We start from the raw sequence: 13,713 nt of genomic DNA, 5'->3' as shown, positions 1-13,713 counted from the left end.
GACCGGGCGGGCGAAGGCGTGCCAGCAGTCGGACAATGGAATTCATCGACGTCCCCTTTCACCCGAGGAGGGTCCCCGGGCTGCGTCCCAGGTGACCTCGATCGCGCGCGCCGCCGCTGGGCAACGGACGTACTCGGACACCCGGGCCGCGACCCCGCCGCATGCGTGGGCGAACACCACGCGGAATCGAGCCCAGTCCGGCACAGGCCCGGACGACACCGGACAGCCAGTAGAGGAAGCAGGGCTCACCTGGCGGGGCGGCTGCCGGCCTCGATCGCCTCCAGCTCTCCCTTGACGAACTGGAACAGTTCACCGGGCTCGGCGCACACCAGCACCGGCACGGCCGCGGCGCGGGAACGACCGTGGCTGTAGAGACCGAGTACCGCGGTGTCGTCGAAGCGGTAGCAGGAGAACGCCCGGTCGCCGGGCCAGTAGCGCACGTCGATCGAGGCGCCACCGGGCCGGGCCAGCGCCTGGTAGTCGCGTCTGGTGTTCTCGATGCGGCTGACCAGTTCCTTCCGGTCGAGCGCGAACCTGTCCGACAGGACCCGGACGGTGAGCGCGTCGGCCGGGTCGGCGAGGAAGACGCGGATCCTCGCGTCCGGACGACGCGAAAGCCGGCTCAGCTCCGGGGCGTGCAGGTGCCGCCAGGTCTGGCCGTAGACGACGAAGATGTCCAGCTCGCTGACCGTCGCGAACAACTGCTTCCACCCCAGGTCGGGAAGGTAGGTGGTCCCGAGCCGGAGCAGCCCGGCCGCGTGGACGTCAGAGGCGAGCCGCTCGGGAAGGTGCTCCGGCGACGCGGGGCCGGGACCACTGCGGTTCGCGGCGAGCAAGGTCCACGCCGCCAGCCACCGCGTGTCCTCGACCGGGTCCACCCCGCAGGCCTCCAGGAACGCCAGGAACAACTCTCGCGACGGCAGCCGCTTGCCCCGCAGCAGGTCCGACACGCTGCTGCGCGCCAGCGGCCTGCGGTTCCGCTGCCCCCACAACTCGAGTTGACGAAGCGAGGGGTTCCCGGCGTGCGCCCGAAGCCGCCGCAGGCATTCCGCCAGCCCCTCGACGGACTTCCCGTCGCACAGTGGATCAAGGTCCTCGCCCATGACGGCTACCTGCCCAACGGCGAGTTCCGACGAAGCCCGGCCGACGTCACATTGCGCCATCCGTCCAGCCAGCGAAACGGGCCCCGGACGCCGTGTTGGGCGGCGAGGAATCCGGGGCTGTGAGGACTCGCGCAGGTGGCCGCTCCTCCCAGAATTCTCAGGGGGCGGCTGCGTGGCATGTCACGGCTCCGAGGTGCTCGAGAAGCGCTGCCGCGGGTCTCGTCCGGCCACCGGGGACCGTCCGTCGACTCTGTGGCTTCGACACCTCGTGGACGCGCTGGGCCCTTGCGGGTACTCGCCGAAGTTCTGGCGCGGCCCAGCGTCGTGCCGCCCGAGCCCGGCGTCTACGGACGGCACTTCGATACCAGCCCTCACCCCGACCTCCCAGCCCGGACGCTGTTGTACGTCGGCATCGCGCCCCGGCGCATGACCACCCGCACCAGCGCCCAGCAGCTACGCACGCGCGTCCGCTACCACTACCGCGGCAACGCGGAAGGCTCCACTCCCACCTCACCACCGTGCGGGCCGGAGCCCGCGCGCTGGCCAGAGAACTCCCCATCGCACACTGAACTGCGCGGGCCGCGGGGACGCCACTCCAGCCGGGTCGCGGCGTTCAGTGGGTTGGGTGAACCGAGGAAGTGCAGGCCCCCCATGGCTAGAGCGACATCGGCGGCGTCGTCGCGGCGGAGGGCCGGGCCAGGGCGGACAGGTCGGGCCAGCAGGACGGGCGGAGGCGCCGGACGCGTCGTCGACGATCGGGGCGGTGACCAGGTCGGTGAGCGTCTCGCGCCACTGGGTCGTCCCACGCGGCTGCGGACACCGTGGCCGGGACGGGCAGCGACCGCACCATCCAGGCCTCGACCTGGTCGTGCACGTTCGTGCGTGCTCGCCGAGCCGTCCGCTGAGGGCGGCGAGCCGCATCGCGGTCGGATCCTTCCTGACCTTGGCGGGCACCTTCGCCAGTACGCGTTCCGCGGACGTCCGGCAGGCGAGCACCGGCCGCCTCGTCCCCTCAACGGTCAGCTCATGGCCGGTCGCGGTTCCGATCCATCCCATGCCGCGCCATTCTTGATCACCCAGGGCCATCCGATGGGACGGCAGAGCGTTCAGATGATGCCGACGGTGGCGAGGGCGCGGCGCTGAGCGTCGCTGAGGTGGGTGGGGAAGTAGATGTAGCAGACGCCGCCACTGCCGCCGACGGTCTTGCCTTCGGCGTTTCTGCGTTTGGTGCGTAGCCAGATGTTCTCGAACTGGCGCCGCTTGTAGACCCGTCGGACCGCCGCGTCCGAGCGCGAGGCGGGGTCGTTGGCGATGACGTCGCCGTCGGCGGTGAAACCGATGACGGTCATCAGATGGCCCGCTGTGCCGTATCCGGCGCCGTCCAGCTCGGTCTTGAGGAAGGACTGCGAGGTGATGATCGGGATGCCCGCGCGGGTCAGCAGCTCGGCGTCGTTCAGGGAGCCCAGGCGCGTGATCACACTCTGCATGTCATGGTAGGTGGCCGCGTAGGCGGCGTTGAAGGGCCAGTTGCCGCAGCCCTTGTACTGGTAGTCGTAGGTGGAGCGCGCCGCGTGGCAGATCTGCGGATCGCTGTAGGCGGGGTTGACCCACGCGAGGTCGGCAGGGGTCGGTTTGTGTCCCCAGTACTCGCTGACCATCTCGGTGGAGGTGGGGCTGCACCAGGACTCTCCGCCGTTGTCGTACTCGGGGTACTGGCCTTTGTGGATCTCCTGCGAGTAGCGCGGCACACCGAGCTCGTGGTTCCGGGCGGGGCCGGGTGAGGAGGCGGGGACTTCGAACCGGTCGGGAATGGCCGAGCCCATGGCGCCCAGCCGCCACACCGTCGGCGTGGCGCCCTTGCCCGGTTCGCGGAGGAGGGTCAGCCTGAGCTGGTAGGCAGTGAGTCTCAGACCGCCGGCCGGATCATCGATGGTGAAGGTGTCGGTCGAGATGGAGCTGCGGCCGTCGGTCTGCCCGCCTACCGACGTCCGCCGGATGTCCTGGTCGCCCGCAGCCCAACGCCCCATGACATACCAGGGCGTGACAGCCCCGTCGTTGTAGGTGCCGCGCAGCTCCACGGTGATCCACGTTCCGGCGGGCGTATGAGCGTTCCAGGACGCGACCGCCTCCGTGGCAGGCACCCTCAACTCGCGCACAGGTGAGGTCCAGGTGGCGTACTCCCACTTCGAAGTCTTGCCGGTGTGGGGATCGTGGTAGCTGGTCGTCCCGGCCGGCGTATCGATGATCACGCCGGGCCGAGCGCCGCCCACGACGCGTGTGCCGGTGCCGGTGCCGCTGTCCCAGTCGGTGCGGTCGACCCACGCGCGGTAGTCCACCAGTCCAGGCGTAGTCCCGTGCGAAACACTCGAGGCCCGTGCCACGGGAGCGGCCGGCGTCCCAGCCTCCGCAGCGGCCGCCGGGTCGCCCGGGGTCGTGTTCTCGGCCACGGCAGGGGACCTCCCTCACTCCAGATGATGCAGTCCGAACGATGCTGCCCGTTCTTGTTGTGCCCTGCATCCTCATGTTGCCCTCGGCTCGCTCCCGACACATTCCGCGAACCGCGAGGTGGGCCCCATGTCCTGGTTCACCCGGACACTCGTGCACCCCAACGCCGCCTACGGACTGCGCCGCGCAGGGAGAGATGGGGGCGAACACCACCCACAGAGCGTCCCCTTCTGCGGCCTGGCTCGGAAACGTTCCTCGTCCTGAAGGTGACGCGGTGGACGAGGGACGTTCCGGCGGGTGGGCGCGGTGAAAGTGTGCCGAGCCTAGCCCCAGCAGCTGATGCAGGCGGGGCCGCCGTCCGGACTGGCCGTCGCGGCGGTGGCTGTTCCGGCGAGTCCAGTGAGGGAAAGGACACCGATCCCCAAGGCGAGTGCCATCCGAATGCTGAGCTTCTTCTTCATTGCCGTCTCCCGTCAGCGCGACGCCGTCCTGGCCGTTACGATTCTGCGCCCGATGCGGCTCCGGTCAAGGGACAAGCACGATCTTCCGTGGGCGCGGCCGCGTTCCAGCTCCGGGAAGGTGTCCCGCATCCACACCGGCGGGTTGGTGCGGACGATCGGCACGTCGAGGCCACTGTGCGCAGCCAGTCGGGCAGGCTCACTGACCATGACCGCGGACGCGACCAGCGGCATTCAGTGGCCGGTAGGCCACTGCGGTTGGTCGGCGGATGCCGTGGCCGGGAGCGGTCGGCTCCTCTCCGGTCAGGAACGTCGCACGCCGTGACCGCGCAGAGGGCTGCGCGGGCGACCACTGTCCGCGGCGGGCCGCCCGCGGCCTGCCGCGTGGACTTCCGAGTGGTCTGTCCAGGCGGTGAAACCTGCTCCGGCCAGCACGATCTGTACGTGCGGCCTGCGGGGGAACCGTGGCGGCCGGACCACGTGGAGTCTGTTCGAGTAACGCCCTCGGAGCGACGGCGGCCCGCAGATGCGCACCGATCGCCGGCCGGTCCGCCGCGCGGCCGGATCGCGCTGAGAAACGTCACTGGATCCTCGCGGCCGGGGCTGGTGGAATGTGCCGGTTACGTGACCTATCCCTGGCGGCCGAGCGGAGGCGTGGGTGCGGGGTGGTTTGGAGCTGGCCGGCCGGTTCCGGTTGGAGGAGCCGCTTGGCCGGGGTGGCATGGGCGAGGTGTGGCGGGGCGTCGATCTGCGGTTGCGCCGTCCGGTGGCGGTCAAGCTCCTGCCGCTGGTGATGGCGGCGGATCCGGCTGCCGTGGCGAGGTTTCGTCGGGAGGCCGAGATCGCCGCGACGTTGAACCACCCGGGCATCACCACGGTGTTCGACATCGACGAGCACCGACTCGGTGACGAGCGCCTGCTCTTCCTGGTGATGGAGCTGATGCGGGGCCGGGACCTGCAACGAGCGCTGGCCGAACATCCGGGCGGGATGCCCGTCGAACGGGTGGAGGACCTGGCCGTTCAGGTGCTCGACGCGATGTCCGCGGCGCACGGACTGGGCATCGTGCATCGAGACCTCAAGCCCGCCAACCTGTTTCTCTTGGAGAGCGGCGGGGTGAAGGTCTGCGACTTCGGGATCGCCCGCCTCGCCGGTGCCACGAAGATCACCGCGACCGGCGGGTCCGCCGGCACGCCCCTGTACATGGCACCCGAGCAGATCCAAGGTCGTACCGCCGACCAGCGCACGGACCTGTACGCCTTCGGCTGCGTTCTGTACGAGATGCTCACCGGTACTTCGTGGGTGGACACCGGCTCCGGCATGGCCGCGATCCTCTATCAGCATCTGGAACAGACCCCCGCTCCACCGAGCTCCCTGCGCCCCGATGTCCCGGGCCACCTCGACGCTCTGGTGCTCGACCTGCTCGCCAAACGGCCGGACGATCGTCCGTACGACGCTTCCGCAGTGATCGCGCGCCTGCATGAGGCCCCCGCGGTGGCTCCGCGGGCACCAAACCTGGGAATGGTTCCGCCCCCGCCCCCACTGAATTTGAATCAGCCCCCACCATCACTGAACCCGGAACCGATGGCGACCACTTCGCCGCCAGGCCCGGAGAAGTTTCCGACCAATCCGCCGTCGAGCTGGGGGCGTGGCACTATCGCACTTGTCGTCCTTGCGATATGCGCCTTGGTCGCCGGTGTCGCCGGCATATATTTCTGGTCCGGCAGCGATGTGACCCCATCTGGGCGGACCCTCAAACTCGGAACGCAGGCAATCGTTTTTGCGAAGGGGCCGATGGGAGGACTCGATCGGCGCGTAGGGCTGAGGGTCGAATCCATCGTGAAGGTTCCTGTCGCCGACTTCACTCCGGAGGACGGTCGGGCGCTCGGGGTCGAGGTGCCCTACTGTATTCATTTCTCTTTGAAGAACCTGAGTGATGACCTCATGGATAAACCGGATGCCGATGCCATCGTAGGCAACATGGGAGGGATTCTCCCTGGTGGAGGTAGTGCCGATGATGAAACGAAGGTTGGAAATTTCAGCATTCCCAAGACATGTAAGACGGCTGATGCTGAGAAGATGACGTCGGAACGGAATAGTACCTTGGAGGAGGCGAAGCTGGTCTTCGCTCCCAAGTCGATAGTGGTCAAAGCTCGTTGGGAAATTCATGATGAAGGCGCAGGACTGCCGTCGAATGAATACAAGGTCTTCTGGAAGTGACCGGCATCGAAATTCCGCTCAGGAAGTCGCTCCCACCAGAATTGCCTCAGGGGCGACTGCAGAGCATGGTCCGGTTTTGAGGCGGCCTGACAGCCCTCCCGTAGCTCGCTGCGCGTGAGTGGCCGGGCGGCTCCCAGGGGGCGTCCGCGTTCTTGAATCGTCCAGACGAGGCGAACCGGTCCGAGTGTGCGCCGTCGGCCTCCGTGACCGAGGGGCGGCGCGGCGTGTGCGCCGGTCGTGCCGTCGCGGGCCGGGCCGCTCCTCCGGGGCGGCCGATCTCGAGGAGGTCCCAGTCGGGTTTCGACCCTCACCATGCGAGCGGTAGTCGGTGCCGTCGTGGCTACTTAAGCGTCCAAATGTGACAAAGTATGCACTTTCGGGCGTTGACCCCGAGAAGGGGCCAGTTCGAGGCATGCCATGGCGTGCCGCCCGATGCCGTCACCGGTGGGTGTTCCCGGTGGCGTGCGCACGTCCGACGTGCCGACGGTCCCTGATCCGGGCGACGACGAAACTCATCGGTTGGAGAAAAGAGGGGGCCCGGTGGGTTCTGAGACGATGGTGTCCCTGGAGCAGGTGGAACGCTCCTACACGACGGGCCCCGAGCCCGTCAGGGCACTGCGCGGTGTGTCGATCGGCTTCGAGCGGGGTTCGTTCACCGCCGTGATGGGGCCTTCGGGGTCGGGGAAGAGCACTCTGCTGCAGTGCTCCGCGGGGCTGGACCGGCCCGACGCCGGCCGCGTCCACATCGACGGTGTGGAGCTGGGCACGCTGAACGAGAAGCAGCTCACGGAACTGCGCCGGGACCGCGTCGGCTTCGTGTTCCAGTCGTTCAACCTCCTGGACGCGCTGACCGCCGAACAGAACGTGGGACTGCCCTTCCGGCTCGCCGGACGGCGCCCCGACCGGACCGCCGTCCGCGCCGCCCTGGAACAGGTCGGCCTCGGCGAACGGCTGACACACCTGCCCTCGCAGCTCTCGGGCGGGCAGCAGCAGCGGGTGGCCATCGCTCGCGCGCTGGTCACCCGGCCCAAGGTGCTGTTCGCCGACGAGCCGACCGGCGCGCTGGACAGCTCCAGCGGACGCGCGGTGCTGGACCTGCTCCGCGAACTGGTCGACCAGGCGGGGCAGAGCACCGTGATGGTCACCCACGACCCGACCGCGGCCGCGTACGCCGACCGCGTCGTCTTCCTGGCCGACGGGCAGATCGTGGACGAGCTGGCGGCGCCCACGGCCGAGGCCGTCGCCGCCCGGATGACCGCGCTGGAGTCGGCCAGATGATGACCCTGCTCCCGGTCGCCGCCGCGACGCTGCGGCGCCGCCGGACGGCCATGGCCGGTTCGTTCGTGGCGCTCGCACTGGGCGTGGCGCTGATCGCCGCCGTCGGCCAGCTCGTGACCCGCGTGCCCGACCCCGTCGACCCGCAGGCCCCCTCACCGGCCAAGCTGCTCCAGTTCATGGCCGGGCTGACGGGCCTGGTCGCGGTGTTCGTCGTCGCCGGCACCTTCGCGTTCGCCGTCGCCCAGCGCCGCGGCGAGACCGCCCGGCTGCGGGCGGCCGGCGCGACGCCCGGACAGATCCGGGCGCTGATCCTGGCCGAGTCGCTGCTGGTCGGCCTCGCCGCCGCCGTCGCCGGCGCCGTCCTCAGCCCGGTGCCCGCCCTGCTGCTGGCGTCCTGGCTGGTCTCGGAGAAACTGGCCCCGGCCGGGTTCGAACCCGGCTTCGGCGCGGGCCCGCCGCTGCTCGCCGCGGTGGCCGGACTGGCCGTCGCGCTTCTCGGCTCCTTCGCCGCCGCACGGCGGGCGGGCCGGGTCCGTCCTGCGGAGGCGCTGGCCGAGGCCGCCGTGGACGGCCGGGTCATGACGGCCGGACGCTGGGCCTGGAGCCTCGTGTACCTGCTCGCCGCGGGCGGCTACGCGGTCTCCTACCTGTCGATGCCCGCCTACCAGCTCCGCGCCCCGGGCATGCGCGGCCCCGACAGCAAGGCGACCTGGTCGCTCGAGCTCGACACGATGCTGATCATCGGGCTGGCGCTGTTCGCCCCACTACTGGTCCCACCGCTCGTGCGGGCCATCGCCCTTCCGCTGCCCCTGCTGCGCGGTTCCGCGGGCCTGCTGGCCGGACGAAGCGCACGCGCGTCCGCACGCCGCACGATCTCCACCGCGACACCGGTGTTCCTGGTGGTCGCCCTCACCGGCTCGGTGGTGGGCGCCGGACTCGCCTTCGCCCGCGCCCGCGACCTCGAGGCGCGGAACATCGCCGCCGCTCCCTACGTCGCCGCCCCGGCCAACGGCGCGGTGCTGCCGCCGCAGACGCTGCAGGCACTGCGTCCCCGACCTGGCCTGGTCGTCGCCACGACGGCGTCCGCCATGGTGACGGGCCTCGGTGTCGAACCGCTCAGCACCGACGAGAACGCCGCCAACCCGCCCGTGCCCTACCGCGCCCTCGTCGTGGACGGAGACCTCACCGCCGCGTGGCGCCTGCGCGTCACGTCCGGAACCACGGCGGACCTTCGAGGCGCGACCGTCGCGGTCTCCTCCGAGCTCGCCCGCGCCTACGGCTGGAAGGTCGGAGACCGCCTCAACACCCGCCTGCCCGACGGGACGCCGGCCGCGTTGCGCCTGGTCGCCACCGTCCGTCCCACCTTCGAACTGCCCGAGGTGATCCTGCCCGGCTCGGCGCTGCACCGGACCGTCCCGCCTGCCCGTGCGTACCTGTCCGAGCGTCCCGCCGGCCCCGTCCCCGGAGCCGTCGTGTCCCGAGCCGGGGACGGCCACGACGCGGACGCCGCCGCAGCGGCCCACTTCCAGCGGCTCACCATCCTGGCGATCCTCGGCCCCGCACTGCTGTACGCCCTGATCGCGGTGGTCAACACCCTGATCATGTCCACCCGGGATCGCCTCCGCGACGTCGCCGCGCTCAACGCCGTCGGCGCCACCCGCCGCCAGGTGTCGCGCGCGGTCGCCACCGAGACGCTCCTGACCGTCATGACCGCGGCGCTGCTCGCACTGGCCGTCACCGCCGTCACGCAAGCGGTCACCGTCCGGACCATCAACGGCTCCGTCCTCACCGGGAACGCCCGCATCCCCTACGACCTGCCCTGGACGGCACTGGGCCTGAGCACCCTGGCCTGCCTCGCACTCGCCGTGGCCTCCGCCCTGCTCTCCCTCCGCCCAATCCTCCGAGGCACCTTCCCCAACGCAACCCCCCGCACCTGACCACCAACAGCCCCGTTGAGCACCGGCGCCGAGGCCACCGCCCCATGCGGCACCCTCGGCGCCGGTCCGCCCCCGGACGACGCCCGCCGTGGGGTCGAGGCGGAAGGAGCTGGTTGCCAGGCGCGCAGCTGTGAGAGGTTCACCCGTTGGCGGCGCGACGCACTTCGTAGGCGACCTGGTACAGGGCTGCCAGGTGGTGCTCGCCGTGTTCGACCAGTCGCCGCACAGCGCTTTGGATGGGCACGATCACGACCTCCGTGACCGATTCCATCTCGACTCCGCCGTCATCCTCCGAGGAGCCCATGATGACCACATCCGCCCAACCCAAAACGATCGAGAAACGCGGGTGCGGAAGCCAGGGCCGGTAGGCCTTGGTGGCCGTTGAGATGCTGTTCCACTGACCGAACAGCTCGTAGTGCCGAACTACGGCACCGATCTCCTCGGCCAGTTCACGTCGCACACACGATTCGATGGACTCGCCGTCCTGCAAGGTCCCACCGGACGGACCCCAGCCCGATTCCTTCGCGTGCAACAGCACGACGCGACTCCCCACGAACGGCACCACGTGCACGTTGCTGACGACCTCGCGGGGCGGGACCGTGTGTGCGAAGTACGACGTCACTGAACGCCACCGGTAGGGCGTCTTCTGCGTGCTGAGCGCGTCCGCCAGGCGAGCCCGGTCTGCGGGTGGTGTGCCGTTCACAGCCATCCGATCTGCCGCCGAGTCGAGGGAAGCTCGTAGTCGCTTGGACACCCCAGCCGGCGCCTTCATTCGGACGGCGTGCTGGAGGCGAGCGCAGCCGACGATGCCGCGGGAAGGCGCGACTACGTCGCCTGGCGTGGCAGCCAGGCCGTTGAACTGTGGTTTCCCCGATCTGCTCCGTTGCGCGGCTCGGCGACCACCAAGATGACATGGATGTCGCATCGTTCTCATCCGCAGTACGTTGAGGTGTCGCCGGGGTATGTGCGGGCGTGCTGGCCGATGGCCGCCGCAGTGATCGTGGACGGGTTGGACCGGGTGCTGCTGGTCCGGCCGTCGTATCACCGAGACCGGTGGCTGATGCCTGGCGGCGGCGGTGAACTGCTCGAGAGCCCGCGGCAGGCGTGTGAGCGGGAGCTGGTCGAGGAGCTCGGGGCGAGGGTCCCTCTCGGGGAGCTGCTGGTCGTCGACTGGATTCCTCCTCGTGATGCTCAGGGGTTCGCCGAGCTGCTGTTCGTCTTCGACGGCGGTCTGGTGGACGGTGAGGAAGCCGCAGCGATCCGGCTGCCCGACACCGAACTGATGGAAGCGGCGTTCCTACCGCTGGAGGAGGCGGCGACCCGGTTGACCGCCCCAGACGCACGGCGTCTGCGTGCGGCGTTCGGTGCCCGCGGCGGCCGGGGCCCGGTGTACCTGGAGCACGGCCACCCACCCAACACATGACCCCGCTGAACACCATCGGTGCTGGGGTCGATGCGCGGGTGGCGGGGTCAGAGGTGGGGGGTGAAGAAGGTTCGGAGGTCGTCGGCGAGGAGTTGGGGTTGCTCGTGCGCGGCGTGGTGTCCGCCTTTGTCGTAGGTGTTCCAGTGCGTGATGGCGGTGTGGTCGCGTTCGGCTAGTGGGCGGATGGAGGGGAAGAAGTCGCCGGCGAAACAGGCCAGGCCCAGGGGGAACGATGACGGCTCGGAGGGCGGCTTGTTGCCGTGGTAGGCGGTCAGGGCTGAGCTGCCGGCGGTGTCGGTCAGCCAGTAGATGGCGGCGTTGGTGAGGATGTAGTCGTCGCTCACGGTGTCGCTGAACAGCTGCAGGTTCCAGGCCAGCTGGCCGGCGGGGGAGTCGGCGAGCGCGTGCGCCAGGGTCTGGGGCTGGGTGGACTGGAGGCTGAGGTAGGCGCTCCGGTCGGCCATGAAGCGTTCCAGGACGGCCAGCCTCGCCTGGTCGTCCGGTCCCAGCAGGGCGCGTTCCGCCGGATCACCGGAGGGCAGGGAGAAGATCTGGGTGACGTGGACCCCGACGACGCGGTGCGGATCCAGGCGTCCCAGCTCGATGGAGATGAGCGAGCCGACGTCGTTGCCGTGCACGCCGTAGCGCTCGTATCCGAGCCGGCGCATCAACTCCGCCCACGCCGCGGCGACGCGGCGGCGGTTCCAGCCCGGCTCGGTCGGGACGCCGGAGAATCCGAAGCCGGGAACTGAGGGGATGACGAGGTGGAAGGCGTTGCTCAGCCGGTCGATCAGCGGAAGGAACTCCACGACCGACATGGGCCAGCCGTGGGTGAGGATGAGCGGCAGGGCGTCCGTCCGGGGCGAACGGATGTGCAGGAAGTGCACGTCAAGCCCGTCGATCTCGGTCAGGAACTGCGGATGTTCGTTGATCCGCCGCTCCCAGGAGCGCCAGTCGTAGCCGTCGCGCCAGTACTCGACCAGGCGCCGGACGCGGTCGCCGGGCACGCCGAGTCCTTGTCCGGGCAGCGGGCGGGTGAAGCGGGTCGCGGCGAGCCGGGCGGCAAGGTCGTCCAGGCTCTCCTGCGGGATCTCCACGCGGTACGGCCGCATCATGACCGGGCCGCCTCGTCCAGCGTCCGGGCCAGGGCGTCCGGCTCGGTGATCATCGGCCAGTGCCCGGCGTCCAGTGTGATCACGTCGAGGCCCGGTGGGTGCGGCGGGCCGTCCGCGCAGGCGATGTAGGTGCGGGGGAGGCCCCGCGCCGCGCTGAGGTCGGCCGGCGCCGGATCCCGGTAGGTGCCGATCGGCTGGCCGACGCCACGCGCCCGCAGCCAGGCCCGGTCCTCGGGGGTCAGCCCGTGCTCGCCGAAGTTGGCGTCGAGGACCTCGTCGCTCATCACCGGGATCCGCCCGTCCCGGACGGTTTCCATGATCGCCTCGACGACGGGCGCGGGCGTGCCGTCGAACAGGCTCCTGCCCGCTTCGGGCAGCACCGCGGCGACGTAGACCAACCGGGCGATCCGTTCGGGAATCATGGTGGCGGCGATCGTGGCCGGGGCTCCGCCGTAGGAGTGCGCCACGAGCACCACCTCGCGCAGCCCGGCGTATTCGATCGCGGACGTGATGTCCCGGGCATGCGTGGTGAGCGTCGTGTCCGACGAGCCCAGATGCTCGCGGTCGCCGAAACCCGTGAGCGTCAGCGGATGCACCTGGTGGCCGTACGAGGTCAGCAGCGGCGTGACGCGCTCCCAAGCCCATGCGCCGAGGAACGAGCCGCCGACAAGAACGATGGTCGACACCGGGTCGACTCCTTTCGATCGATCTCCTGTCGACGCGACGTTAGGGAGGATTGTGGACGCTTTCTGCCCTCATTAGGATCGCGACCGTGTCCCGTCCCGCGACCCGCGTCCTGGCCTTGCTGGAGATCCTGCAAGACCGCGGCCTGGTGTCCGCCGACGAACTGACCCGGCGCCTGGACGTCGACGCCCGTGCCGTCCGCCGCTACATCACCGCCCTGCGCGACATGGACATCCCCGTCGAGTCCATCCGCGGACGCTACGGCGGCTACCAGCTGGCCCGCGGTGTGCGCCTGCCGCCCCTGATGCTCGCCGACGACGAAGCGGTCGCCGTCGCGGTCGCGCTGGCCACCGGCAAGGAGCACGAACGGGTGGGGGAGCCCGGTCCGACGGATCGGGCACTGGTCAAGCTCAACCGCGTCCTGCCCGGACCGCTGCGCCTGCGCGTCACCGCGTTGATCGCCGCGACCTCGGCGACGGCGGGCCCGCTGACGCCCGAACCGCATCTGGCGCTGACCCTGGCCGCGGCCGTCCACGCGCGGCGGACCGTCCGGATCGAGCACACGCGCGGCGCACGCGAGGTGGACCCGTACGGGCTCGTCGTGCACGCACGCCGCTGGTACCTGGTCGGACACGACCATCTTCGCGCCGCCGTCCGCATGTACCGCCTGGACAGGATCGGCGAGGCGGCCGAACTGCCCGGCCGGTTCACCCCGCCCGAGGGTTTCGACCCGGTCGCCCACGTGCTGCGGGCGTTGACACTCGACGCCTGGACCCACCGCGCCGAGGTGTGGCTCGACACCGACCTGCGGACCGCCCGCGACCATCTGTCCGCAACGTTCGGTGACCTACAGGCCTGCCCCGACGGCGGCGTGCTCCTGATCAGCGGCGCGGAAGACCTGCCCGCCATGGCGCGCATCCTCACCGGCCTGCCTTGGCCCTTCACCATCCGCAACCCGCCCGAGCTGGTCACGGCGCTCGCCGAGCACGTCGCCGCGCTCACCCAGGCCGTCGCCCGCTCCCGTCCCGCCCCGTAGCCGCCCCGGCCAGGGC

10 protein-coding genes are annotated in these 13,713 nt (G+C 70.3%); 5 read left to right on the top strand and 5 right to left on the bottom strand.

What is annotated here, in order from left to right:
* Positions 1-245: 245 nt before the first annotated feature.
* Both AB0L06_RS08745 and AB0L06_RS08740 read right to left on the bottom strand, forming a co-directional pair.
* Complete coding sequence (locus AB0L06_RS08745) at positions 246-1,103, bottom strand: helix-turn-helix domain-containing protein (protein ID WP_500230331.1); 858 nt, start codon at positions 1,101-1,103, stop codon at positions 246-248.
* Between the two features lie 1,106 nt (positions 1,104-2,209).
* Positions 2,210-3,439, bottom strand: a complete 1,230-nt coding sequence (locus tag AB0L06_RS08740) for a C39 family peptidase (protein WP_500230330.1) — start codon at positions 3,437-3,439, stop codon at positions 2,210-2,212.
* Between the two features lie 1,225 nt (positions 3,440-4,664).
* On the opposite strand from AB0L06_RS08740, the gene AB0L06_RS08735 reads away from it, so the two are divergent.
* From AB0L06_RS08735 to AB0L06_RS08725, 3 genes are all read left to right on the top strand, one after another.
* Positions 4,665-6,224, top strand: a complete 1,560-nt coding sequence (locus tag AB0L06_RS08735; RefSeq protein ID WP_500230329.1) for a serine/threonine-protein kinase — start codon at positions 4,665-4,667, stop codon at positions 6,222-6,224.
* Positions 6,225-6,779: 555 nt separating this feature from the next.
* On the top strand, positions 6,780-7,502 hold the full coding sequence (locus tag AB0L06_RS08730) for an ABC transporter ATP-binding protein (protein WP_500230388.1): 723 nt from the start codon (positions 6,780-6,782) through the stop codon (positions 7,500-7,502).
* Complete coding sequence (locus AB0L06_RS08725) at positions 7,499-9,439, top strand: FtsX-like permease family protein (protein WP_500230328.1); 1,941 nt, start codon at positions 7,499-7,501, stop codon at positions 9,437-9,439. Before AB0L06_RS08730 ends, AB0L06_RS08725 begins: the two co-directional genes overlap by 4 nt.
* A 139-nt stretch (positions 9,440-9,578) precedes the next feature.
* Here AB0L06_RS08725 and AB0L06_RS08720 read toward each other — a convergent pair whose 3' ends face one another.
* The gene (locus tag AB0L06_RS08720; protein ID WP_500230327.1) at positions 9,579-10,148 is read right to left on the bottom strand and encodes an NUDIX hydrolase; all 570 of its coding nucleotides are present in this window, start codon (positions 10,146-10,148) and stop codon (positions 9,579-9,581) included.
* 72 nt (positions 10,149-10,220) lie between these two features.
* On the opposite strand from AB0L06_RS08720, the gene AB0L06_RS08715 reads away from it, so the two are divergent.
* Entirely contained in the window at positions 10,221-10,862 is a 642-nt protein-coding gene (locus AB0L06_RS08715) for an NUDIX domain-containing protein (RefSeq protein ID WP_500230326.1), read from the top strand.
* Between the two features lie 47 nt (positions 10,863-10,909).
* On the opposite strand, the gene AB0L06_RS08710 is transcribed toward AB0L06_RS08715, so the two are convergent.
* A complete protein-coding gene (locus tag AB0L06_RS08710) occupies positions 10,910-11,977 on the bottom strand; it encodes an epoxide hydrolase family protein (protein WP_500230325.1) in 1,068 nt (355 codons plus the stop codon).
* The gene (locus AB0L06_RS08705) at positions 11,974-12,663 is read right to left on the bottom strand and encodes an alpha/beta fold hydrolase (protein WP_500230324.1); all 690 of its coding nucleotides are present in this window, start codon (positions 12,661-12,663) and stop codon (positions 11,974-11,976) included. The genes AB0L06_RS08710 and AB0L06_RS08705 overlap by 4 nt, the downstream gene beginning before the upstream one ends.
* 86 nt (positions 12,664-12,749) lie before the next feature.
* Between AB0L06_RS08705 and AB0L06_RS08700 the strand changes: the two genes are divergently transcribed.
* Positions 12,750-13,697: a helix-turn-helix transcriptional regulator gene (locus tag AB0L06_RS08700; RefSeq protein ID WP_500230323.1), complete on the top strand. Its 948-nt coding sequence runs from the start codon at positions 12,750-12,752 to the stop codon at positions 13,695-13,697.
* Positions 13,698-13,713 lie beyond the last annotated feature (16 nt).

Source organism: Spirillospora sp. NPDC052269 (assembly GCF_040679435.1).
Taxonomy (GTDB): domain Bacteria; phylum Actinomycetota; class Actinomycetes; order Streptosporangiales; family Streptosporangiaceae; genus Spirillospora.
The sequence above is the reverse complement of the archived record's forward strand: the minus strand, read 5'-3'. Positions and strand labels throughout refer to the sequence as shown.